Origin of the sequence: Streptococcus dentapri (assembly GCF_042649885.1) — a bacterium.
GTDB classification, from domain to species: Bacteria; Bacillota; Bacilli; order Lactobacillales; family Streptococcaceae; genus Streptococcus; species Streptococcus dentapri.
In genome coordinates this window covers 1-23,439 of record NZ_JBHSAC010000011.1, presented here as the reverse complement: position 1 = coordinate 23,439, position 23,439 = coordinate 1, and the positions used below count along the sequence as shown (strand labels likewise).

Genomic DNA, 23,439 nt, shown 5'->3' with positions numbered 1-23,439 from the left:
GGAGGAAAACTATGTCAGATTTATTAGCATCATATAATCTTAAGTTCCTCGCACAAGGGCTTTGGACAACGCTCTATCTTTCGGTGATTATCATCATTCTCTCCACTATTTTTGGAATGTTCTTAGCAGTTATGCGTAATGGTAAAAATCCGATTTTACGAATCATTGCCAGTATCTATATCGAATTTGTCCGCAATGTACCCAACCTGCTTTGGATTTTTATTGTTTTCTTGGTATTCCAATTACAGGCAACACCAGCCGGTATCACAGCTTTCACCATTTTCACGTCAGCAGCACTGGCTGAAATTATTCGCGGTGGTTTAAACGCCATCGATCGAGGTCAGACAGAAGCCGGTTTGTCACAAGGTTTGACCAACTTCCAGGTACTTCGCATCATCATCCTACCGCAGGCTATCCGTAAGATGTTGCCATCTATCATTTCACAATTTGTTACTGTTGTTAAAGATACTAGCTTTCTTTACTCAGTTATTGCCCTCCAAGATCTCTTTGGTAAGAGCCAAATCCTGATGGGTAAATACTTTGAAATCAATCAAATCTTTCTTCTCTATGCTATTGTTACAGCGACTTACTTCTTAGTCAATTTTAGCATTTCTAGCTATTCCCGCCACCTAGCTAAAAAATGGGAGCAAGCAGCGGAATAGTAAACATATAAAAAGACAGAAACACAGGTTTTCTGTCTTTTTATTCGTCATCAATGAATAGCATATTTTAAGCGTAAAACGCGCTCTTGTTGCTTGTCCAGACGCAGCAAAATAACAACCTTGTCTACGCTCATATTACTTTCAAGCAGACGCTCTGCTGCTAACATCAGCCCATTTTCAAGACCCATTTTAAGAATAGGATTTTCCTTGTCATTGGCATCAAAGAAAAATTTACTATTGGGCAGGTCAAAGAGAACCTTAACAGCTCCGTATAATTGTTCAAAGTTATCAATAGCAATGTCATAGGCAGGCTTGGTCCCGGCCTTCAGGGTTCTGCCACGATGATTGAACCACATGGCCTGCCAGCCGCTATTTTTAGCCCCTACGACATCATTATCATAAGAATCTCCCACATAAAGAGTAGTCGCTGGGTTCATATCAAATTGCTCTGCTGCTAGATTAAAAATCTCCTTCTCAGGCTTTTGAAAGCCAGTAGCCTGACTGACTAACACCCGTTTGGGCTCAACATAATCATAAAGTCCCAACTTTCGAACTTTCTTAAGCTGGTGCTCTGTCGGACCATTGGTAATCACACCCATCGGTACACTCTTTTCCTTGAGAAAATCGAGCGTCATGCGCATCTCATCCAGCATGGTAATATTTTCCAGCTCCTGCTCATAAACCTCCTGAAAATAATGACCTTGCTCCTCATTAATTTCCCGATAGCCAAATTCTAAGAGAGTCTCCCTACAGCGCCAAAAGCGGAAATATTCGGTAGTCCATTCGCCGGCCATAACACGGGGGAATCCAAGGTCGGAATAATGTCTGAACCGGATGTAGGCGTGCTTTATCTGACTCATATCAAAATCAGGAAAGCACTGTTCCATCGCAAGACGATAGGGTGCTTGCTGGTCATAGATAGTATCATCAACATCAAAAACAATAGAAGTAATCATGACAGACCTTTCGCTTTTTATTCCTCAAAATTATACTATCTTTTGGCAGATTTTTCAAAAGCTTTCAGATAAAGCCTTTACTCAACAGCTTAAGGATATCCGTATTTTATCTAAACAAGCAATTTCCCAGATTTTCCTATATCGTATGTTCTCAATTTATGATAAAATGATATGAACGACTTTCTGGAGGAAAACAATGTCACAGCAACATAACGAAGAATTGAATGACCAACAAATCGTCCGTCGTGAAAAAATGGTGGATTTGGCTGAGCAAGGAATTGATCCATTTGGTAAACGTTTTGAATATACTGCCAATTCAGCTCAGTTAAAGACCAAATATGATGGCAAATCCAAGGAAGAATTACATGAACTGAACCAAACGGCAACAATCGCTGGCCGTCTTATGACTAAACGTGGTAAGGGTAAGGTCGGTTTTGCCCACATTCAAGACCGTGAAGGACAGATCCAAATCTATGTCCGTAAAGACACTGTCGGAGAAGAAAACTACGCTATTTTCAAGAAGGCGGACCTAGGTGACTTTCTCGGTGTTGAAGGTGAAGTCATGCGAACGGACATGGGAGAGCTTTCCATTAAAGCAACTCACATCACCCATCTCTCTAAAGCATTGCGGCCTCTTCCTGAAAAATTTCATGGTTTGACCGATGTCGAAACCAAGTACCGCAAACGTTACCTGGATCTTATTACCAATCGTGAAAGCCTCGATCGTTTTGTAACACGTTCAAAGGTCATCTCTGAAATTCGTCGTTATCTCGATGGTATCGGCTTCTTAGAAGTTGAAACTCCAATACTGCATAATGAAGCGGGGGGAGCAGCAGCTCGTCCATTTACAACCCACCACAATGCTCAAAATATGGATATGGTCCTACGCATTGCGACAGAACTTCACCTCAAGCGCTTGATTGTTGGAGGTATGGAGCGCGTCTATGAAATTGGCCGTATCTTTCGTAACGAAGGGATGGATCCCACTCACAATCCTGAATTTACTTCTATTGAGGTCTACCAAGCCTATGCGGATTTCAAAGATATCATGGATTTAACCGAAGGGATTATCCAACACGCGACTCGTGCAGTTAAGGGCGATGAACCCGTGGTCTATCAAGGCACAGAACTTAAGATCAACGAGCCTTTCAAACGCATCCATATGGTTGATGCCATCAAGGAAGTTACTGGTATCGATTTCTGGCAAGCTATGACATTAGAAGAAGCACAGGCCTTGGCCCAAGAAAAACAAGTTCCACTTGAAAAACACTTCACTTCTGTCGGCCATATCATCAATGCTTTCTTTGAGGCATTTATCGAAGAAACTTTGATTCAACCAACCTTTGTCTATGGACATCCTGTTGAAGTGTCACCGCTAGCCAAGAAGAACGCTGAGGACCCACGTTTCACCGACCGCTTTGAACTCTTTATCATGAGCAATGAGTACGGCAATGCCTTTACCGAACTCAATGATCCTATTGATCAGCTGGAGCGCTTTGAAGCACAAGCTGCCGCTAAGGAGCTGGGGGATGACGAAGCGACTGGTGTTGACTACGACTATGTAGAAGCCCTTGAATATGGTATGCCACCAACCGGTGGTTTGGGGATTGGTATCGACCGTTTGGTTATGCTTCTCACAGATACCACAACCATCCGTGATGTACTACTCTTCCCAACAATGAAATGATTAAACTTAGGGAAACTTAAATAACAATTACCTCATAAAAATACTCCACCTAAGCGATGGTACCGTCAGAGCTTGCCCAGCGTCAATCTCTTTGACTAAACTTTTGAACTAGAACTTCAAAAGTTGCGATTATACCATCACGACGTGAAGTATTTTTTATTTATGATGCATTACAAAATAAGTGCAGCATTTGTTAAAACTCATTTATAGGTGCCTCGAAAGCTATTTGTAACCTAAACACTTGCTCGGATGATGATAGATGGCGTCTAAGGCCACTGTTAACGCCATATCACTAATCATCGCTAGATCTATCTTCTTGAGGTATTCCCGCAGTAAGCCATTAGGATTTCCGTTGCTTTCTTTTTCCAAGAGCAATAGGCATCCGCAAAATAAAGGTCAATGCCCAACTCTTCTGCCAAGAGACAACAGGCAAGCTCTTTCCTTTGAGTTCGACATTAAGAATCCTCTTGTTGAATGACTGAGAACATGGATTGAGCGGTTTGGTCTGTATTCTAAACGTCAAGTAATACCCTGTCTTTCGCTCAACAAGAGTCACCAGGCCCCTTTTTCTACGAGAAGAAACGGCGTATCTAATTCTCAGTGACCAATAAATAAAAGTGATCAGTACAATTGATCACTTTTATGCTTTCATCACTAATCATTTCCTCATAATTCTTACATGAGTTCCTTGATTGAACTGGCTGGTGATGGTTAGGGTCATTTCTAAGCTGTCTAAAATCTGTTTGGTCATGTAGAGCCCCAGTCCTGTAGCTTTTTGCTTCAGGTGGCCATTGTAGCCTGTGAAACCTTCTTCAAAGAGTCTTGGAAGATCTTCTTCCAGAATCCCTATTCCCGTGTCTTCAATAGTGATACTACTGCTATCCATGGTGATGGTTATCTGACCGCCTTCATTGGAATACTTGATAGCATTATCTAGAATTTGCCCAAGGGCGAAGCTTAACCACTTCTTATCGGTCTTCAGTTGACAATCTCCTTCAATATTGACTGAGAGATTTTTAGCTAAACAAAGAGACCGATAATTCTTGACCAATTTCACTGCAATCTCACGTGCCGAACAAACAGAAAAACGAAAATCATCCTTATGCTGGCTGAATTTGAAATAGACAAGTAGAGTTTCAAGGTAGTGCTGTAGACGCAGCAGCTGCTGTTCAACTTCCTTTCCATCTAGACTGTCAGTCTGTACCATAAGTGACAGAGCTGAGATAGGGACCTTCATCTGATGGGACCACATTTTAATCATGGATTCCAGACGCTTGCGGTGATTGGCTGTATCCAAAAGGATTTCTGCTTCTTTCGCCTTCAAATTGATAAGGACAGACCGATAAGCCTGATCACTGGGAAGCAGCAGCCAATCTTTCAGCTCAACTGGATCAAAAGTACCGGCTAAAGCCTCAAGTTCTTTCAGCTTTTTGGAAAAACTAACATAAAGCCCAATACTAACTCCCAGTAAAACAAGTATATTGAAGGCCAAAGCATTAATAAAATAAACTAAAGGCAAATGGTAGAGCCAAAAACTTAGAAGAAAAAAGACCATCATAAAGCCATAAAGTAAGTACCAAATACCATATTCTTTTAAAAATTTACCTATCATTTGAGTAAATAGCCAGCTCCTCTCACAGTATGAATCCGATCAAATCCCAAAGGAATAATCTTCTTACGCAGACGGGTCATATTAACACTCAAAGTATTCTGATCAATAAAACTCTCATCATCCCAAAGTTTTTCCAGCAGTTCCTTTTTAGAGACCATTTGGTTCTGATGCGATAAAAGAATCGCTAAAATTTTGTTTTCCGTAGGTGACAGGGTAACCTGCTGCTGCGAATCAGTATTAGAAAACACTCCTTCTCTAGATAGGATAAATTCTCCCAGATGAAAATTATCCGATGTGAACTGATTGGCTCGGCGCAAAAAAGCAAGCAGTTTAGCATCCAGTACTGGCAGAGAGAAGGGCTTGGAAATAAAATCATCTCCACCCATATTCAGTGCCATAATTGTATCCATTTCATCATCACTGGATGAGATAAAGATAATCGGTACTGTCATAGTCTTGCGAATTTCTGTCGTCCAATAAAATCCATTGAAATACGGCAGTGTAATATCCATCAGTATCAAATCTGGCTGAAATTCTTCAGCCTCTCTGCAAACATCACGAAAATTGTTAACATGGGCCACCTGATAGTAGCTGGAGAGATGATTAGTCAACAAAGAAACAATTGTGGGATCATCCTCCACAATGAAAACTCGATCTCGCTGAATCATAATAGCTGTCCCTTCCAGTTTATTTCCACCTTATTCTAACATAAAAAGAAGAGGGCAGCTTAGAAAATTCGGTGAGGTTCTTAGGAGGAAAGCTCATTTGATTTTTTACTCTCTTCTTTTTGGGGCTCAGCTAAGAACTATCTACTGAGCTTCTTTTTTAATACTCATTTTGTTTTGGCATACAAAAACTCCCTTTATCATTTCTAGTGATATTTGTTTTTCACTGTCCACTTTAAAGGGAGTCTATTGCCAATGTCCTAAATTCAAACCATTCAACGCTCAATAATTCGGTAATAGACGCGACTAGTCAAGCGATAAATGATAAAGTAAACTGCGGCAATAGATATAATTGTGATACCGCTGATAAGATAAATAAGATTGGAGCTGGTAACACCAAATGCTAAAAGTAATTGCTTGAGCATAGGAATAGCAAAAAGAAAATGAATGGTCGCAAAAATAAGAGGCATAAAGAAGACAAGAATAATCTGCGAATTAATCGTCCTTTTCACCTGTTTCTGACTCATTCCTACTTCCTGAAGGATGTGATAAGATTTTTTATCTTCATATCCTTCGGAATACTGTTTATAATAAACAATCAAGGCAATGCCCAAGAGAAAACTAATACCTAGTAAGAAGCCGGTAAAAAGTAAGCCACCAAAGAGTTTATAGCCATCAGACAGATAACTTTGTCGGGTTTGAAGCACTCCTATTTGATCCCCTTGGCCAACGGTTTGGCCGTCGGAAGAAATTTTATCTATTTCCTTATCCGATAAATCCATACAAGCCGTATAGGTTTCGCCAATTGAAGTCATCTTTCCTAAATAAGGCTGATAGGCTTTCTTGACAATTTCTACCTGTTCTCGATTAGCCAGCACTAAAACAGCTGAATTGTAAGTCGTGATAACTTCAGGAAAAATTACTTTTTTTAAATTTTTGACTACCTGATAATGCTTACCAAAAAAATCTAAAGTTTGGAACTGGCTATTTCCTTTTTGAACAAAGAAAGCTGCCTGATTATCTTTAAGTTTAGGAAGATCATTTCCCAATTTACGGAATTCATCTTGTGTCACCAAATAAACAAAGCCTACATCCCTTGTAGTATTTAGGACATTGCTAGCTGTTATCTGAATAGACTTCGCTTTTCTGATAGGCATAGTGACTACGCTGGTTGTGTAATCCATAACGTCTTTATGATCTTTTCCAAGTTTATCTAAAACATCTTGCTGAAAGTATTTGGGAGTCTCATCATTACTATTTTGATAAAAAATTTTAACCGATTTTGGGTAAGATTTACTGGCAATATTCTGTGTGTTAACATAGAGAGATACCGTCGTCCCAATCGTTACTAGTGCCATAACGACCAACAGTGTGATACTGGCTAGGCCGCTGGCATTTTGTTTCATACGAAAAATCATCTGGGAGGTCGTGATAAAATGCTCGGGCTGGTAGTAGTAATTTTTATTTTTACGACGGTACTTGAGGTACCAAGTCATAAAACTGATATAAAAAAGATAGGTTCCGGCAATGACTAAGAGAACGGCAATAAAGAAACGTCCCAAAACGATAAGAGGACCTGAGTCAGTAGAGGTCATAGCCAGATAATAAGCCATTCCCAAACTAGCTAAACCTGCTAGGGCTAGGAAGATATTACCACGAGGCTCCTTCTCACCTTGCTCTTGTTTACTAAACAAGCTGAGTGGGGATGATCTTCTGATATGGAAAAGCGCTGTCAGTTCAAGAAGAAAAAAGATAGCTGAAAAAATGATGGTTGTTATGATAAAAGGGGGAATCGTTAGTTTCAAATTCAGTTTATCATAGTTAATAATGTTAACAAAAATTAAATAAAGAAATTTTGAAAAAACACTGCTAAAAATCATGCCGACTAGCAGCAAAGTCACAAAAATAATTCCCAGCTCAATGGTGGCAATCAGCCCGATCTGACGCTTGTTCATTCCTAGAATATTATAGAGGCCGAATTCACGGCTGCGCTGCTTCAGCAGAATTTTATAGCTGTAGCGCTCCATAATCAGAGAAAAGATAGATAAGACTATCACCCCGAGCAGCAGAGTTATGGCTCCCGACGCCATACCGCTTCCCATAGGACTGAGTAAAATTAAGAGGCTGGAGCAGGTTAATGAAAAAAGCAAAAGGCTGGCTAACATAAAAGGGCCGTATTGATTGAGCGCATTTTTGAGGTTATTAACTGCCATTTTAAAATAAAACATTCTATTCACCTCCTAACAGTGCGGCCATAGATAGAGAAATCTCCTTACCAAAATCCTTATTAGTCTTATTCCCCCGGTACAACTGATGGAAAATCCGACCGTCTTTGATGAAGAGGACACGTTTGGCATGGCTGGCTGCATTAGCTGAGTGAGTTACCATAAGCAAGGTTTGCCCGTCAGCATTTATCGTTTCAAACAGGCTGAGCAGATCTTCCGAATTGCGGTAATCCAGTGCTGCTGTAGGCTCATCTGCTAGAAGCAGATGAGGATTCGTCATCAAACTCCTTGCAATCGCCACCCTTTGTTTTTGTCCTCCCGATAATTCAAAAGGGCGTTTATCTAGCAAATCCTGAATTTTCAGTTTTGGTGCGATTTCATTTAATCTGCGATCCATTTCCGTATAGGATTTTCTATCCAGCACTAAGGGCAAAAAAATATTATCCTGTACAGACAAGGTATCCAACAGATTAAACTCCTGAAAGACGAAACCTAAATTTCTCAAACGAAAATTGGCTAACTGTCCTTCTTTGATTTTAGTAACGTCCTGACCGTTTAGAATCACTGAACCCTTAGTCGGCTTCTCAAGAGTGGCTAAAATATTGAGCAAAGTTGTCTTACCTGATCCGGACTCTCCCATGATAGCGATAAATTCACCGGTATCTATCTTAAAATCAACATCCTGCAAAGCACGGGTTTCTTCCTTGGAAAAACGTGTGCGGAAAACTTTTTCTAAATGATTAATTTCTAATAGCATTGCTGTCTCCTCTTTCTAACTATTATAACGTAATTTTAAAGTTTAAGTTAGAGTCTATAGGCCCATTAGGCATAGCTGCCATCCTTTAACTGTCTTTATTTTATCGGAATTTAGTTACTTGTAACCTTACAATCCTTAGTAACTTTCTTACAGTTTTGTAAGATTATCTAAACAGCAGAAGTTAGATAATTCCTAGATTTTTTCGCCCAGCTAAAAACACTGGTTTTTTCGGTCCCAGTGTTCTTTATTAAAGCGTTCCAAATCATAACCGACTCCGTGTGCTTCTGCCAGAGCAAGACCGTAATCTTCAACATTATAACTGACGGCTCCCTCAATACGCTCAATCTTATTAACCCTGTCGGTCACAGTATAAATCAGGTTGCCTCAGTAGATATCCTGCATGCTGTTGCCTGTGATGGTAACACCAAGTTTTTGGCTAGTTTGTCCAGCTGATTGTTTCACTTAGAGCTGTCGTCCAAGGATAAATAGCCTCTTCACAAGTCGAAATAACATTAAAACCACTTTCAGCGCAGAGCCTATAAAAAGGATACATATTCTTTTTATAGCTGAACATTGTTACTATACACAAATGTCGAAAACTGCCTGAGCATCATCAAAAATGATGACTCCTAAATTCCAATCCAATCCCGCAAAGTTACCTAGATCTTGCCTACCGCTTTCGAAGCCATATCAACAGCTCAAATAATCTCTGCTTTATGAGTTAGAAAATGAGGTATCAGGCTTTGGACATCTTGCCGCAGTCATACTGAATAACTCGAATCTTTTACCTATTCATAAATACACCACCTTTCTACATTAAATCAGATTAAAAAACTTTCACAAATCAAAACTTTACTCAAATGTTATCCACTAACTATCAAAACACAAGCTGCTGTGCGCCTGAAACGTAAAACAACCGCCACAATGTGACGGTTATTTACACTAACAGTCCAGACATTCAGTAACCTAGTCATCTCAGATATCCCAGTAAAGACAGGGAGCAGCAGAAATCTTTCTGTCCTCGAATGTTAGCTTATTCACTATTGATATATGACTCTACTGCTTATCCAAGCCTAAAACTTTGCTGTCTATAAAAAAGGCATCTCGGAAAAATTTAATATGCTTTTGGAAAGATGTATTGGCAACTTCAAAGCCAAATTTACCTCTGCCGTACTATTATCGATTGGTGATAAGCTGTAGCATCCTCATAACCCTCATCGTAAGAATAACTGCCACGCACCTGTTTCTCATCCAGTTCTTTCGTGTAAGCCAACGGCCTCAAACCATATCTCTTACCTGCTAAAGGTCATATTTAGGCTGATAAGGTAAATTGAGATTATCAATGCTGGATATTGGTTGCATGCTAGAACCACTCCTTTACTATCTAAAAACAAAAAATTATTTTCAATCAATTATCTTTCATTATTCCAAAATAAGTCTAACCACAGTATTGAACTCCTTTAAAAAAGGTAACTTCTACAATGCCAGCTCTCAATGAGAAATCTTGCCGTTTACCACAAAAGATCAATACTCTGTTCTTTAATCCAGCCAGTTTTTTTGAATTTGTTCCATAATTTTGTCTTGCGATACTACTCCAAAACCGAGCATCCAAGTTGAGTAATCTGCATAAAGCACTTTTTTATTCTTAACAGCAGAAAGCTCTTTCCAGACTGGAGATTTTTGCAGTTTGCTCTTTAGCAACTCCTTGCTGTCAGCCTGAACAATCATTAAATCAGGATTTAGTTCTTTTATTTTTTCAGTGTCAATGATTTCATACATGTTTTCTGCTGGAAAGTCTGCAACACGATTGAATTTATAAGTTTCATAAAGGAAGCCCATGCGTCCATAACCATAGTAGCGAATATCCTTTTCAGTCACACGAACATACATCAGTTTCTTATCACCGAATTGACTTTGAACTTTTTTAGCCAGTGCTGCTTGTTTTTTTGACGTCTTTTTAAGAATTTTTTTCATTTGGGGCTTTTTGTCAAAAATATCAGCTACTTTAAGAGCGATATCAGTGTAGTCCCAATTTTCTTCTGTATTTATTAGGTAGCCTACTGTAGGGGCTATTTGACTGAGTTTATCATAAAGATCTTTTTGATGGACAGTCATTAAGATTAAATCGGGCTCTAACTCAGCAATTTTTTCCAAATCAGGAGTCTTTTGCCAGCCGACAGAAACGACATCTGCTTTTTCGAATTCTTTTTTAAAAAGGGTTGAGAATTCATCACTTCCTTCCTGAGCAGTCGTTGCAGCAACAGGTGTAATCCCAAGCGGCATCAATACCTCGCTGTAGAGATTGTTTAAGACCACAATCTTTTTGGGACGGCTGGTTAGAGTAGTCGTTCCAAAGTCATGCTTAATTGTCTTTTCCTTGAAATCAGCAGAGGCTGATGGGCTAAAAATAAGTCCTAGCAAGAACAAAATAAGACTTGCTAAATATATGATGTAACGATATGATTGCTTCATACGTCTTCTCCTTTTGATATTATTGGAATTTTCAAAAAAATAATTCCACTATCCATACTAAGAGAAAGCCTAAGTTTTGTCAAGTTGACTTAAAGGTCACTTTGCCATTATAATAAACCTTAAGAATAGCTATGGAGGTGATTTTATTTATCGAAAATTTATAACCATTAGTATTTTTATCTTGCCAATTCTTTTTATTGTGTCACTTTTGATTGGTTCAAGCAGTATTGATTGGCAGGTTTTATATAAAGGTCTTTTTTTCAAAGATGCAGCAAGCCAGCAAATCATTTATGACTTTAGATTACCTCGTTTGCTGATTGTTATCCTAGCAGGACTGTCCTTATCTCTATCAGGTTATCTTATGCAGACTGTGGCTCACAATCGTCTGGCTTCGCCTTCTATGTTAGGGCTTGTAGATGGCGCTCTTTTGGGAGTTGTTCTTTCAAAGATTTTCAAATTCACCTTTTTCTTAGCCACTCCTCTGCTAGCAATCCTAGGCAGCCTGCTGACCATCGGACTCATTTACCTTTTAGCCAGTTTAGTGGCAGATGGTTTTGAAAAAACAAAGCTAATTTTAATCGGCATTATGATAGGAAATTTAATCGGTTCTTTTGCTAGTCTGCTCGCTCTAAGGATTAACTTTTTCAGCGACTCTTTCATTTTCTTTTTAGGAACGGTATCAGACGTGTCCTGGTGGGATGTTCTTTTGCTATTAAGCAGTTTGCTCTTGTGTCTGCCACTGCTGATTTACTTAGTACCGCAATTAGCAGGTTTTGCTTTAGGAGATGACATGCTTTACGGCCTAGGAAAACCCGTAAAACAGATTAAATTACTTGCTTTTTTACTTGCTGCTATTTTAAGTGCAACAACAGTGTCTGTTGTAGGGAAACTAAACTTTATCGGTTTAATTGTCCCAAACATAGTTTACCTACTGAAAGAAAATCGTATATCAAAACAACTCTTACTAAATATCCTAGTAAGTTTAGAATTGATGATAGTCTCGGATATTTTATCCAAGCTTATTCGCTATCCTTATGAGACACCTCTTGCTTTTGTCATAAGTCTTATTGGGATTCCTTTCTTTTTCTACATTTTAAGAACTCAGGGAGGAAAAGAGCGTGTCTAAAACAAAGTTATTTTTATCAAGTCTCAGCCTTATTTTTCTTATATTAGTCATTCTTAAATTAAGTTTTAAAGAAGGAGCCATTTCTTTAACTTTTTTATCTAATGTCTTATCGGGAAAAAAAGCTGCTCTCTTTATTTTTTATCAGATGCGGCTGCCTGCAGTAATCGCTATTGTGTCCAGCAGCATTTTGGCTGTTATCTCAACAGTAATCTTGCAGACCTTGACCAAAAACGATTTGGCAGAGCCAACAGCCTTAGGCTTCCAAAATGTTGCCCTGACAAGCTTAGCTTTACTTTATCTCTACAGTCCTGCTTTGAGAACCTTAGCCTATTGGCAGATTCTTATGTTAGCAACAGGCTTTGTTCTTTTGTTTTCAATCTTTATCTATTCTTTTTCTAGAGGACAAGGCGGTCAATTAAACGGCAATTTGATGCTTATGGTTGGGATTGGTGTGAACAGTTTTGCTTCAACCATTCTTTCTTATCTAAAAACCTACTCACCTGAGATTAAAGATATCTTTTCGCTGCTCATGCAAGGAAATTTTGATCATATAAACCTAGGCTATGCCTTGACAATTGCTTCCTTGACCCTTTTATTCCTTGTCTTTTTTGGGATGTCCTATCCTTATTTTAGATTTCTATCGTTAGATAATGAACTGATTTACGAACTGGGTATTTCTGTCAAGGCTCTGATGTTTGCCTATTTTGTCTTAATGTCATTTGGTTTAGCTTTAGGTTTAATGCTGGGAACCACTTTTCCCTTTATTGCTTTTATAAGCCTGTATCTGATGCGTTCTCTTTATCAAGTGAAAATAATACCTTATCTGACCAGCAGTATCCTAGTAACAGCAAGCGCTATTCTCATGAGTGATTTGTTAGCCCACTATGCTTTTTCTACGGTTTTGCCAACCAATGTATTTTTAGGATTGTTTGGAGCTTTGGGCTTTATCTTTATTTTACTGAAAAGGAGGAATTATTAGTGGGTATCTCAGTTTCCAATCTTAATTTCTTTTATGACAAAAAACAAATCTTACATAATATTTCGTTTGAATTAGAAGAAGGGCAGCTGATCGCACTTATCGGTCCCAATGGGTCCGGAAAATCCACTTTGTTAAGAACAATGCTCAACTTGGAAAAACCCAATACAGGCTTTGCCAGTGTAAATCAGCACAAAATAAGCAGCTTAAGCCATAAAGAACGAGCTAAGATTATTGCTTTTTTATCACAGTCTCCCCAACTCCAAAATCATATGACTGTTGAGGATTTAGTAAAACTAGGGCGCCAAAACCATAAAAGTCTGTTTGGTTCTCTAAAAGCTAAAGATCTGGACTATGTTCATCATGCTATCAACTGGGTCGGTTTAGAAGAACAGGCACAGGAGTCAGTCCTGTCATTAAGCGGAGGACAAAGGCAAAGAGCTTTTTTAGCCATGGTCCTAGCTCAGGATACAGAGTATATTTTTCTGGATGAGCCGACTTCTTATCTGGATATTCACCATCAAATTGAATTTATTGAACTCCTAAAAAAATTGCAAAATGATTTTCATAAGACGATCGTGATTGTCTTGCACGATCTTTCGCTTGTATCAAAATACGCCGACCACATTATTACCTTAAAAGAAGGTCACCTTTATGCAACTGGCAAAACTAATCACGTATTCACTGAAACAATGCTTTGGGATGTATTTGGCGTCTGCGCAACTATTTGTCCGATCAAAAACAGCAGTCAAATCCTGAGTTACGATTTTAGACGAAGATGAGTGCCGCTGTCCGTTTAACAATTAACCTATAGAACAATCAGAGAGAACAGTGCCGTACTGACTACAGCTGTTAGAGAAAAGATCTAACGACTGGGCCAGAAGGATGTTCTCCTTTTTCTTTATCTCTAAGGCATTATCACAGCGGCGATGCATTTTGTTTTGAATAATTTAAATCTAGATATTGCTATTTTATTTCTTTAATGAGTCTGATGTCAACGATAGAGCCGATTAAACAAACAAGTCATCCCCTAGACTTGTTTGAAAGATGGCGAATCAGTTGATATGTTTTCTAATGTATTTCAATTCACGCACCCACAAAGGGTGCGACTGCCGATGAAGCATTTAATCGTTATTAAAAAAGGGATTTCAATCCACGCACCCGTATAGGGTGCGACGCACGAGCAGCAATTTCATTTGCGCCATTCTTAGAATTTCAATCCACGCACCCGTATAGGGTGCGACTCTTTTTATTCCCAAAAAGCCTTTCAATATGCTTATTTCAATCCACGCACCCGTATAGGGTGCGACCTTTGAGTAATCAACAAGAGTGTTACTTAAAAGTATTTCAATCCACGCACCCGTATAGGGTGCGACGAGTTATTATGGAAGATGATTGGGGGTTCCAGATATTTCAATCCACGCACCCGTATAGGGTGCGACCTCTTCCTCAGTTTCAGAACATCCTTTCCAGCTGATTTCAATCCACGCACCCGTATAGGGTGCGACTCATCTCAAACCCTACTAAGACAGGGGAGACAGATTTCAATCCACGCACCCGTATAGGGGTGTAATATCTCAAAGGTTCATCAATACGGATATCGGGGAGACAGATTTCAATCCACGCACCCGTATAGGGTGCGACAGTCTTTAGGACATTGACCTTAAAGGAACTGCATATTTCAATCCACGCACCCGTATAGGGTGCGACACGATCAACAGCGGGGACAATACCTATAAGACCAACTGCATATTTCAATCCACGCACCCGTATAGGGTGCGACAGCGCGTAGTTGCACCGTTTGTAACTAAAATCGAGTAGTTATTAAACCAATTTGCTCAATAAAAACTGAATTTTTGTCACTATGATTCTATTTTGGTGCGCGAACTCCCTCGGTTGTGATGTGTAACCTAGGTTCGCACACAAGTTTTTATAAAAGCAACACCCCTACATCAGGGTCATAACTATCATCTCGACCAATTGTTTCTACCCGATTTTGCCAATTCTTTCCAAGTAAGTAAAATCGGATACTATCCGACTCTTGGTCAATAATTGTTAACAGTTCATTTTTTATTTCAACAAATTCGGCCGGAGTTACTGAACATTCAAAAACTGAATTTTGCACACGCTGACCATAATCAACACAAAGTTTTGCTACATGTCGTAGACGTCTCCTTCCCGCTGTAGTCTCCGTATTGACATCATAAGTCACTAAAACCATCATAAGTTTGCTCCTATATTAAGAATGGTGGGTATGATTCCAGTTCTCCACGAATTGCTTTGGCCAATAACTGAGCTTGTACATAAGGTAATAGCATCAACTTAACTTTTTCCTTAGTGAAAGGATGTTCAACTTCTGTATGCTTGCGCTTCTGCCAAGTTTCAATAAAAATAGCACGACCTTTTTCGGTCAAAATAACACTACCATTCTCCTTAATATCAAAGTGCTTTTTAGTTAGTTGTCCCTTATTTATCAACGAAAAAACAAATCTATCGACAATATAAGAACGAAACTCCTCCACTAAATCAAGTGCTAAGCTTGCTCTTCCTGGCCTGTCTGTATGATAAAAACCAACGTAACTATCTAATCCTACGGATTCCAGAGCGGATTGACATTCGTAGGTTAACAAACTATAACCAAATGACATAAGAGCATTAATACAATCTTGTGGCGGTCTTCGTGTACGGCCATTAAATTGGAATGTCTTTTTATCAGCTAAAATAAGGTCATTAAAGGCGCGAAAATATTGATTTGCAGCCTGCCCTTCAATACCTAGCAAAGTTTCCTTATCTGGTGCAACTTGAATCATTTCTAACGCCCAACTCAATTCAGTATTGATATCTTCAAATAGTTGACTATCAATTCTATCTCGATGATCACGCTTAAAACGAAGTAAATACTTTCTGGAATTGGACACCTTCGCTAAGATAAACCGTTTAGCATATTCTATTGAAAGGTCATGATCCGCCAATCGGTAATGTTCTCGTCTGAGCAAAACATTCCCATTGGTTGGCCCAACAAATCGGCCACAAAAATGTCCTTGAGGAGTATGAAAAGAAAGATTGATTTGATTTTTAGCACAAAGCTCAATCAAAAATGGTGAGGCACCTAAGTATGAAAAACAAACGATGCCATCAATAATGCGGTAAGGAAAGCGACTGACAACTTTTCCTTTCTGCTTGACAACAATATTATCCCGCTCGCGTGTCAAATAAAAATTATCCTGCGTGAGATATAACGTATTCAACAATTTTTTCATAAACTCTCCTCACTCACTAAACGCTGCTTGATGTAATTATTAACATTACGAGATTTTTTGCTTAAGCGTGGCATACAAATATCTACTAAAGAGCAAAGAGGACAATTTTTAAAGTACTCTGCCTTGTCTATGATTTTATTGTCATAATAGTAATGCATTTGTTTAGCCAAATCAAAAACTTCTTGGCGCAATTGTTCAGTCATTTCAATGAGCTTCTTTTGATTGACACTATGATAATAGAGACAACCTGTCTCAATATGACACCCCAGTGTCTCTTCAAGGCAAATCGTCTGTGCGACTAACTGAACAATATCACGAGTATCTCTTTTGGGTTTTCCGCGTTTATACTCAACAATCGTCGGCAGCCATTTCCCTCGTTTCCCCTTTAGTGTAACTCCATTTTCATCTTTATGAAATTCGACAACATCCAAAATACCATAGAGGCCTAAAGTTTTTGAAGAAACATGCATAGCTCTTGAAATGATTACATCTTTCCTCTTTTCCTTAATATAGGGATTATCCGCCTTTTGGTGCAGAATCTGACCATGGGCTGTTGCTTCATTATCTGCCCATTGCTGTTCAATGTGAATTAATCCCCATTGTCTTTTACAAAATTGAAAATGCTGAATTCCCGATAACATAAGATAGTCATCTTCTGAATAGACCATATTAAAGTCCTTCTATTATATCAACTTTCAACCCTTTAACTTCATAATTTGCCAACTTCTCTTGATTAAGATGGATACCATAATCTTCATAGTTGTCCTTATCTTGTTTTGCTTTGTCAAACTCCAACAAATCAAAGACACGCGAACTAGATACATTTCCTAATTTACTACTGTGAGTGAACCAAAAGACCTCACGAACACGCATGGAGCCTTCAGGGCGAGCTGATGATGCATCGTTTTCAAAAAGACTAATCAGCGCTTCTTTAATTACTTCGGCATCCTTATCAGAAAATCCTGTCTTCTCTGCAAAATGAGTATTGATAGAGCCTTTGATCACGTAGACACCGTAGTCCACAAAGTGTTTGGTACCCATGGTGTCGGAAGAACGACCTCCTGCTTTCTTAGGCTCTACACCATTTGTGCTTCTAGTAATTTGCAGACTAGAAATGATAATTGGTTCTAAGGAATGAGCCATACTAATAGAAACCGGACCACGAATAGCAAAAGAGCGATCTTTCAGGTAAGTGAACACCTGTCCAAATGCGCGAACATCTAGCCAGATTTGATTGGCTTTTTCATTGATTTCTTCATCCGACTCTTTTCCAGAAAATTGTGCCTTGAAACGTTTTTCTAAAGAATTCAAGCCATCCTCAATCCGATCATTTGCTTGGACAAAAATCTTATGCCCCATGTCTTGCATGCGATTTCTAATTTTGCGTTTAATAGATACATCACTCATCAAGCCATACCCTTTAGCATCCGTTCTAGGCATATTTCCTGATAGTGGATCTCCATTTGCATTTGCTTCTCTTACTTCTACAGTTACCATAAAATCAATTTTGTGTTCCATCATCACTTATTCCTCACTTTCCTTGACTTGTTTTGCATAATAAAATTTCTTTTCAGCATAATAGCCAAAGATAAATTTATAATCTAATGGCTGTGCGAACTCCTTATCAGTAAACAATGGACTTAAAAGCTGAATAATTTCTGCTCTTTCTTTCTCTAGTTTATGCCAGATACCAGGTCTATTTAGTTTTAAGACTTCTTCATAAGGTTTTACCTTATTTTCTAAATGATTCATCATCTTAGCTGGTTGACCTGTATAGGCGGTCCAATAACGTTCTGCGTTGGTAATCCTTTCTTGACTACCGCTATCTAAGGCATACCGTTGGGTCTCAATCAATTCATAAACGGCAAGCAATCGTCCGAATAAATAAGAACGATCTGTTTCTTCGTGATCTAACATTGGTGCAAACTCCCTTCCGTTTTGTTTATGTAAAATTCCAAGACTAACTTGTTGTACTTGATACCAGTGTTTCGGATATTTTTGTCTCTGTTTGATATTGTTCTCTAATTTTTTAACAATTGAAGACGGCATCGATTTTCCATCAATCAAAGCTGTGACTAATTGCTGGTATTGATCACTACGGAAGCTATCGTTATCCAATTCTAAATAACGCTCTCTGTCAACACCATAGGCTGCGCTGATTATTTCATTAAAAGTAGGTGTTTTATCTCCTGCTTTAGCTCTTACTTCCCAAGAATAATTTTCCTGCCAAATTTCCAGATTTTTCAATAACTGGGAAACTTGAAGCTGGCGGAAGTATTTTAACGCAATACGACCATTGCTTGTTTTGTTCAGTATGGCAACATAGTAGGTTGCATCACTGCTAAACAATTTTCGCCCCTTGATAAACGAAGAACCTATTTGCCTATTTTCTTCATTAGGTTTGATGGAAAGCAGACTGTCTTCTTCGTCTTCATCATCTTCAAATAAATCATCAAACACCGGCTTCACAATATCCAATTGACTTTCATTTGCTAAATCATCACTAAACCAATTGATGAGATATTGTGACGTGCCCAACCAAGTACTGCTGTTTTTATTTTCCAGCAGATACTTAATCATTAAATGAATTTTTTCAGAGGTTTCATAGCCAACACTAAAAACATCTTCCCGCTCCTTGAAGCGTCCTTTATAGGCTTCTCCTTTATTACTAACCGAAATAATTTTAGCATTCCCCATCAGTCCCCGATGTTTATTGGTAATTTGCTCCGTTCGTCCGCTAATATTACAAATTCCCAAATTATCTCGATTAGCTATTATAAAGGAAATAAACGATTGATGCAATGCCTTGTAGCTGGTCACCGATTCATCTTTAAGGTCTTGGAATTGTACAATTGAAAATTCTAAAAAATAAGCTGATAAATCAATCGTCTTATCTTTTCCAGCAGAGTCAGAATAGGTGATTTTCAATCCCTCCCTTTGGTAATGCTCACCATATAAAGAGTGAAGAATGCTACTTAGAAAATCTGGTTGGAGAATAAAATGCTGAATCTTTATCAAAAAATCCTTGACTTCGCCTTCCTCACAGTAAGCAATCCAATTAGCAAATTGTTTATGAAAATCATTATATTGTGATTGACTCACCTCTGAAACATAATAAGAAAACTTGTCAACAAGAGGATGGGGAGCAGGGTTACTGCCCGATCTTGCGACAGAATCCACAGTTACAGGAAAAATAATCGTTTGGTTATTAGCCATGAATTCCGCCTTATAAAAACCACCATCCTGATCCAATTTGACCGAAATAATATTTTTCCCATTTGACTTTAAACTAGTATGATAAATCGGCAGCAAAACAGCCTCACTATCGCCCTTTTGTTGGTCAACTAAACCCGTTTCCTCCGCCTTTTCATAAGCCTTTAAAAGAGAAGTAAAAAAATCCATTAGTTTTCTCCTTTCTCCATCGCTTCATATTCTTTATATTCATCATCAACTGACTTAATCTGGTCAGGTGTTTTAAAGGCGTAACTAGACAGAGTATTTTCAATCTCACACTCAGACTGAGGATTAAACTTAACCACTCCATTCTCCATCACTGTTTTGGTGAAATAAGATTTTAATGGCCTTGTTTTATCCGTTGGATACGCAAAAGAATGGAACATAATTCCTAAATCAATGATAACGCCATCGTAGTAAGAAGAGGTAGTTTCATACTCTTCCTGACTAATTTCATCAATCAAGCCAAAACATTCCTTCGTGCCAATAAAAACATCGCGCCGCCCCCCCTTACGAATAGAGCGTTCCATAATAGCTTCGTGCTTATTAGGCAGCCTATCCTGAATTAAATCTTCGCGATTTTCATTCCAAATAAAATGAAATTTGACAAGGTATTCGACATCACTCAAATAAGATACGTAGCTCAAATCAGCACTGTAATCGTGCAATAGTGCACGAACGCCATGCAATTCTGTCTGAATTTGGTTGATAACCTTTACTTCAGTGACAACATTCGTAAATGTAGGTTTATAATAGATGCTGTCAACTATCCCTTGTAAGGCTTGTCGTGTAGGTACAGCATACGATGACCTTTCTGAACCACCTTTAGTAGCTGGATTTGTAAAAAGGGCTCGGTCACCACGGATTCTGGCATAAAAGTTTCTCGATCTATACAAGGTCAAAACCTCCTCCTGTAACTTTATAAACCTATCTTAACAATTAAAATTTCAAAAGTCAATAATTTCGTTCTATATTTAGTGTTTGTGATTAATTGCTTGTGTGAATTATTTTTGATATAATTTGACTATCATAGTAGCATCTATGTGGATTGAAATTATATTTAGTGATTATTTAAGTTGAATGACAGGTCAACGAAGTTCTCTACTAACTTTCGTTGGCCTGTTTTCATTGAAGCTACATAAGGAAACTGCCTCTTTCCGAGGTGATACCCTTTTTCTCATCATAATAACCATCAGACAATACCTGAATTTGACCATTAAGATAAGACTTTGTCGCTTCAAGTATTTGATCATGCTCACGAACATTTACCGTATAGGGCTGCAATTCCTTTAAAAGTCCTTTTATGGCTTGATAGTCTTCTTCAGACGGATAATCGTATTCACACAATTCTTCTAAAGTCAATAATTTTTCAATCGCATCGCCATAAGGAACTAAGACACCAATGGTATCATTGTTTATCAGATTCATTTTCAAACCAGCAGTCTTAAAGGCCTGTTTTAACTTTCCTTTAAATTTTTTTCTGTATTGATATGAGTTATCACTTAAATAATCATAAACTGATTCACCATCATGTTCTAAAGGATAATCCATTGAATCTTGGTTGTTAGCATAATAATACTCAAAGAAATTACGATTTAAAACTGAAACCTCTATAGGTGATGTAATTTTATGTAAAATAACTTCTGTCGCATCTTTCTTAGCCTTTATCTCTTTAAGTTGAGAGATATTTTCTTCTTCACTTGTCAGATTAACTAAGGTGACTTGACCTTTATCACGCTTGCCCTCACGATTACAGCGCCCACTAGCTTGAACAATTGAGTCAATTCCTGCATAGGAACGGATGACGCGATTAAAATCGACATCAACCCCTGCTTCAATTAGCTGTGTACTGATACAAATAATGGGAATATCATCTTTTAATTGCTGCTTAATTTCTGAAATAATATCTAATCTGTGCTGCGCACACATATTGGTTGAAAGCTGATAGATTGGCCTTTCTGTCAATTCTTCAAGCATGGTATAAAATGTATCAACTGTCCTTTTGGTATTGAAAATTGCAAGGGTTGATTCATCATTCTTCAAAACAAAATCTAGCAAATCTGAAAGCCTCGAGTTTTGATTATCTTCATCAAATTTTCTCAGCTCTGTTCTTGAAAAGACTTCTTTCTCATCATGCTTTAAATCAACAATGTCAGCAGATTCACTATTTCTACCGCCACAAGAAATTCTATGTCCAATGACAGCAGAATCATAGACTGGCTGTGTAGCAGTACACAGAATAATGGTTGTATTCATTACTTTATTTAAAAAATTCATGGTTAAATTAAACAAAGTCGTCACTTCAATCGGTAAAGACTGAACTTCATCTAAAATCAAAACACTGTTAATAAGACTTGAAAAACGTCTAATATTAGATGACTTTGTCTTAAATAAGGTTTGAAAAAATTGCACCATTGATGTCAAGACAATCTGACTATCCCAACTGTCAATCAGGTAGTCAGACATCAACGTTTCTTTCTCGTCATTATCATCAGTTTGTCTGATAACATTCGAATGGTGTTCTAATACGCCTGCATCACCCGTTATTTTTCTAATTTCAGCAGCATTCTGCTCTAAAACGGATAAAAATGGTGTAATGTAGAAAAATCTTGATTTATTTTGGTCAACTAATTGATGAAAGGCGTATCGCATACTGAGATTCGTCTTACCAGCGCCAGTGGGTAGGTCTAAACGATATATTCCAGTCGAATCATTTTCCCCTCTATTTTTGACGCGCGCACTAATTTGTGTCCGAATGATGTTGAGTTTAGTCGTTGGATGGGCAAAACTGCGATACTTTTTCTCGATAGCTTCAAGATATGACTCATTTAGTTTTATTTTCTCCTCTTGTTTTAAAGGATTAACGAGTAAACCATAGGCATTGACTGTGTCTAGTATATCTGCATTTTTTAGAAAAGACAGGTACAGCCTGACAAAGCACGCACTATAATAGTCATGCTCACTGTCATCATGGATGCTTAATTTCGACCAGGCCTCTTGAAAATTATCAAAGGCTTTTAAGATCAAATCATCTAAATGCTGATAGCCATAATCTTTCAATTTTGATTCTAAAAAGGCAGCATAATGTTTTACATCACTATCGAAATGATAATCTGACATCGGCCTTGCAATGCGATTTCTAAGTTTGTTATAAGCATATAACTCCGCTTCTTCATCGAAAATATCATACATTCCATGATGCGCAGAAATAACATAAACAATACTATCGTTGAATTGTAAACGCGTTGTTTTATCAACATCCTTCGCCGAAAGGCATATTTTGATTTTCTCAAACAAATACTTTGCACCGGCATAGGAATGGTCAACATGCATAGCAGGGTTCTTGGTTAGTTTATCTTGGAATTTTCTATCTGCCTTCCCTAAATCATGATAAAGTCCCAGCAGAAAGAGCACATCTCCTTGCCCAATAGGGTCAGCATCTTCCCTTGCCTCGTTAGCTACATTAAAAGAATGCTCTTCTAATGACTGTTTTTTTTCTGTTTTTCGTTCATAATGTGCTAAAATCATTTATCTACCTCACAAACTTCTTATATGCACAAATCAATATTTTAAATAGGCAGTATCGAAATTACAAGTATATAATCATATCCTTTCGACACCTAAAGTATATCAGGAAAAATACATTAAATAAACATTTTTTTCGACATCCTAGTTTACATTACGCATCCTATATAACTACTTCTTTAAAAAGACAAATAAAAAGTACATAAAATATGTACTTCAGACCGAAGACAAACTTCTTTTTGGAGGTTTGTCTTTTTTGGTGTCTCTTATCTTTAAGATGAA

The 23,439-nt window shown here is 38.1% G+C and carries 19 protein-coding genes and 1 CRISPR repeat array; of the genes, 5 read left to right on the top strand and 14 right to left on the bottom strand.

Annotated features, from left to right (window positions below):
- Positions 1–11: 11 nt before the first annotated feature.
- Positions 12–662 (top strand): amino acid ABC transporter permease, encoded by a 651-nt coding sequence (locus ACFOSE_RS01390; protein ID WP_380429518.1) that lies wholly within the window; start codon positions 12–14, stop codon positions 660–662.
- A 50-nt stretch (positions 663–712) separates the two neighbouring features.
- Here the strand turns inward: ACFOSE_RS01390 and ACFOSE_RS01385 are convergent, their stop codons facing one another.
- On the bottom strand, positions 713–1,618 hold the full coding sequence (locus tag ACFOSE_RS01385; RefSeq protein ID WP_380429515.1) for an HAD family hydrolase: 906 nt from the start codon (positions 1,616–1,618) through the stop codon (positions 713–715).
- A gap of 196 nt (positions 1,619–1,814) precedes the next feature.
- Here ACFOSE_RS01385 and lysS point away from each other — a divergent pair, with 196 nt between their 5' ends.
- Positions 1,815–3,305, top strand: coding sequence for a lysine--tRNA ligase (lysS, locus tag ACFOSE_RS01380; protein ID WP_380429512.1), 1,491 nt, complete (start codon positions 1,815–1,817; stop codon positions 3,303–3,305).
- Positions 3,306–3,963: 658 nt separating this feature from the next.
- Here lysS and ACFOSE_RS01375 read toward each other — a convergent pair.
- The 6 genes from ACFOSE_RS01375 to ACFOSE_RS01350 form a co-directional block, all read right to left on the bottom strand.
- The gene (locus ACFOSE_RS01375) at positions 3,964–4,917 is read right to left on the bottom strand and encodes a sensor histidine kinase (protein WP_380429510.1); all 954 of its coding nucleotides are present in this window, start codon (positions 4,915–4,917) and stop codon (positions 3,964–3,966) included.
- A complete protein-coding gene (locus tag ACFOSE_RS01370) occupies positions 4,914–5,585 on the bottom strand; it encodes a response regulator transcription factor (protein WP_380429507.1) in 672 nt (223 codons plus the stop codon). The genes ACFOSE_RS01375 and ACFOSE_RS01370 overlap by 4 nt, the downstream gene beginning before the upstream one ends.
- A 272-nt stretch (positions 5,586–5,857) precedes the next feature.
- Entirely contained in the window at positions 5,858–7,810 is a 1,953-nt protein-coding gene (locus tag ACFOSE_RS01365; protein ID WP_380429504.1) for an ABC transporter permease, read from the bottom strand.
- Between the two features lies 1 nt (position 7,811).
- Positions 7,812–8,564: an ABC transporter ATP-binding protein gene (locus ACFOSE_RS01360; RefSeq protein WP_380429502.1), complete on the bottom strand. Its 753-nt coding sequence runs from the start codon at positions 8,562–8,564 to the stop codon at positions 7,812–7,814.
- A 210-nt stretch (positions 8,565–8,774) separates the two neighbouring features.
- Positions 8,775–8,930: a hypothetical protein gene (locus tag ACFOSE_RS01355; RefSeq protein ID WP_380429499.1), complete on the bottom strand. Its 156-nt coding sequence runs from the start codon at positions 8,928–8,930 to the stop codon at positions 8,775–8,777.
- A 1,173-nt stretch (positions 8,931–10,103) separates the two neighbouring features.
- Positions 10,104–11,036: an ABC transporter substrate-binding protein gene (locus ACFOSE_RS01350; RefSeq protein WP_380429497.1), complete on the bottom strand. Its 933-nt coding sequence runs from the start codon at positions 11,034–11,036 to the stop codon at positions 10,104–10,106.
- A gap of 181 nt (positions 11,037–11,217) precedes the next feature.
- Between ACFOSE_RS01350 and ACFOSE_RS01345 the strand changes: the two genes are divergently transcribed.
- Genes ACFOSE_RS01345 through ACFOSE_RS01335 form a run of 3 tightly spaced genes read left to right on the top strand, consistent with a single transcriptional unit; the run spans position 11,218 to position 13,920 of the window.
- Entirely contained in the window at positions 11,218–12,162 is a 945-nt protein-coding gene (locus tag ACFOSE_RS01345; protein WP_380429495.1) for an iron ABC transporter permease, read from the top strand.
- Positions 12,155–13,141 (top strand): iron chelate uptake ABC transporter family permease subunit, encoded by a 987-nt coding sequence (locus ACFOSE_RS01340; protein WP_380429492.1) that lies wholly within the window; start codon positions 12,155–12,157, stop codon positions 13,139–13,141. The genes ACFOSE_RS01345 and ACFOSE_RS01340 overlap by 8 nt, the downstream gene beginning before the upstream one ends.
- Positions 13,141–13,920, top strand: coding sequence for an ABC transporter ATP-binding protein (locus tag ACFOSE_RS01335; protein WP_380429490.1), 780 nt, complete (start codon positions 13,141–13,143; stop codon positions 13,918–13,920). Before ACFOSE_RS01340 ends, ACFOSE_RS01335 begins: the two co-directional genes overlap by 1 nt.
- A 296-nt stretch (positions 13,921–14,216) precedes the next feature.
- A CRISPR array of direct repeats spans positions 14,217–14,921; the repeat unit is 32 nt; unit sequence ATTTCAATCCACGCACCCGTATAGGGTGCGAC.
- 147 nt (positions 14,922–15,068) lie between these two features.
- Here ACFOSE_RS01335 and cas2 read toward each other — a convergent pair.
- From cas2 to cas3, 7 genes are all read right to left on the bottom strand, one after another.
- Entirely contained in the window at positions 15,069–15,362 is a 294-nt protein-coding gene (gene cas2, locus ACFOSE_RS01330) for a CRISPR-associated endonuclease Cas2 (RefSeq protein WP_380429487.1), read from the bottom strand.
- Between the two features lie 10 nt (positions 15,363–15,372).
- Positions 15,373–16,398: a type I-C CRISPR-associated endonuclease Cas1c gene (cas1c, locus tag ACFOSE_RS01325; RefSeq protein ID WP_380429484.1), complete on the bottom strand. Its 1,026-nt coding sequence runs from the start codon at positions 16,396–16,398 to the stop codon at positions 15,373–15,375.
- Positions 16,395–17,066 carry a CRISPR-associated protein Cas4 gene (gene cas4, locus ACFOSE_RS01320; RefSeq protein ID WP_380429481.1) on the bottom strand — a complete coding sequence of 224 codons (672 nt, stop codon included), beginning with the start codon at positions 17,064–17,066 and terminating at the stop codon, positions 16,395–16,397. Before cas4 ends, cas1c begins: the two co-directional genes overlap by 4 nt.
- A gap of 1 nt (position 17,067) precedes the next feature.
- On the bottom strand, positions 17,068–17,919 hold the full coding sequence (cas7c, locus tag ACFOSE_RS01315; protein ID WP_380429478.1) for a type I-C CRISPR-associated protein Cas7/Csd2: 852 nt from the start codon (positions 17,917–17,919) through the stop codon (positions 17,068–17,070).
- A gap of 3 nt (positions 17,920–17,922) precedes the next feature.
- Positions 17,923–19,800 carry a type I-C CRISPR-associated protein Cas8c/Csd1 gene (gene cas8c, locus ACFOSE_RS01310; RefSeq protein WP_380429475.1) on the bottom strand — a complete coding sequence of 626 codons (1,878 nt, stop codon included), beginning with the start codon at positions 19,798–19,800 and terminating at the stop codon, positions 17,923–17,925.
- Positions 19,800–20,528: a type I-C CRISPR-associated protein Cas5c gene (gene cas5c / locus ACFOSE_RS01305; RefSeq protein WP_380429545.1), complete on the bottom strand. Its 729-nt coding sequence runs from the start codon at positions 20,526–20,528 to the stop codon at positions 19,800–19,802. The genes cas8c and cas5c overlap by 1 nt, the downstream gene beginning before the upstream one ends.
- A 238-nt stretch (positions 20,529–20,766) precedes the next feature.
- Complete coding sequence (cas3, locus tag ACFOSE_RS01300; RefSeq protein WP_380429473.1) at positions 20,767–23,160, bottom strand: CRISPR-associated helicase Cas3'; 2,394 nt, start codon at positions 23,158–23,160, stop codon at positions 20,767–20,769.
- Positions 23,161–23,439 lie beyond the last annotated feature (279 nt).

What these genes read in the sequence shown, in the direction of transcription:
- cas4 (WP_380429481.1), bottom strand. Translation starts at nt 17,066, where the DNA reads ATGGTCTATTCAGAAGATGACTATCTTATGTTATCGGGAATTCAGCAT.
- cas1c (WP_380429484.1), bottom strand. Translation starts at nt 16,398, where the DNA reads ATGAAAAAATTGTTGAATACGTTATATCTCACGCAGGATAATTTTTAT.
- ACFOSE_RS01350 (WP_380429497.1), bottom strand. Translation starts at nt 11,036, where the DNA reads ATGAAGCAATCATATCGTTACATCATATATTTAGCAAGTCTTATTTTG.
- ACFOSE_RS01365 (WP_380429504.1), bottom strand. Translation starts at nt 7,810, where the DNA reads ATGTTTTATTTTAAAATGGCAGTTAATAACCTCAAAAATGCGCTCAAT.
- lysS (WP_380429512.1), top strand. Translation starts at nt 1,815, where the DNA reads ATGTCACAGCAACATAACGAAGAATTGAATGACCAACAAATCGTCCGT.
- ACFOSE_RS01370 (WP_380429507.1), bottom strand. Translation starts at nt 5,585, where the DNA reads ATGATTCAGCGAGATCGAGTTTTCATTGTGGAGGATGATCCCACAATT.
- ACFOSE_RS01385 (WP_380429515.1), bottom strand. Translation starts at nt 1,618, where the DNA reads ATGATTACTTCTATTGTTTTTGATGTTGATGATACTATCTATGACCAG.
- cas3 (WP_380429473.1), bottom strand. Translation starts at nt 23,160, where the DNA reads ATGATTTTAGCACATTATGAACGAAAAACAGAAAAAAAACAGTCATTA.
- ACFOSE_RS01360 (WP_380429502.1), bottom strand. Translation starts at nt 8,564, where the DNA reads ATGCTATTAGAAATTAATCATTTAGAAAAAGTTTTCCGCACACGTTTT.
- cas7c (WP_380429478.1), bottom strand. Translation starts at nt 17,919, where the DNA reads ATGATGGAACACAAAATTGATTTTATGGTAACTGTAGAAGTAAGAGAA.
- ACFOSE_RS01390 (WP_380429518.1), top strand. Translation starts at nt 12, where the DNA reads ATGTCAGATTTATTAGCATCATATAATCTTAAGTTCCTCGCACAAGGG.
- cas2 (WP_380429487.1), bottom strand. Translation starts at nt 15,362, where the DNA reads ATGATGGTTTTAGTGACTTATGATGTCAATACGGAGACTACAGCGGGA.
- ACFOSE_RS01375 (WP_380429510.1), bottom strand. Translation starts at nt 4,917, where the DNA reads ATGATAGGTAAATTTTTAAAAGAATATGGTATTTGGTACTTACTTTAT.
- cas8c (WP_380429475.1), bottom strand. Translation starts at nt 19,800, where the DNA reads ATGGATTTTTTTACTTCTCTTTTAAAGGCTTATGAAAAGGCGGAGGAA.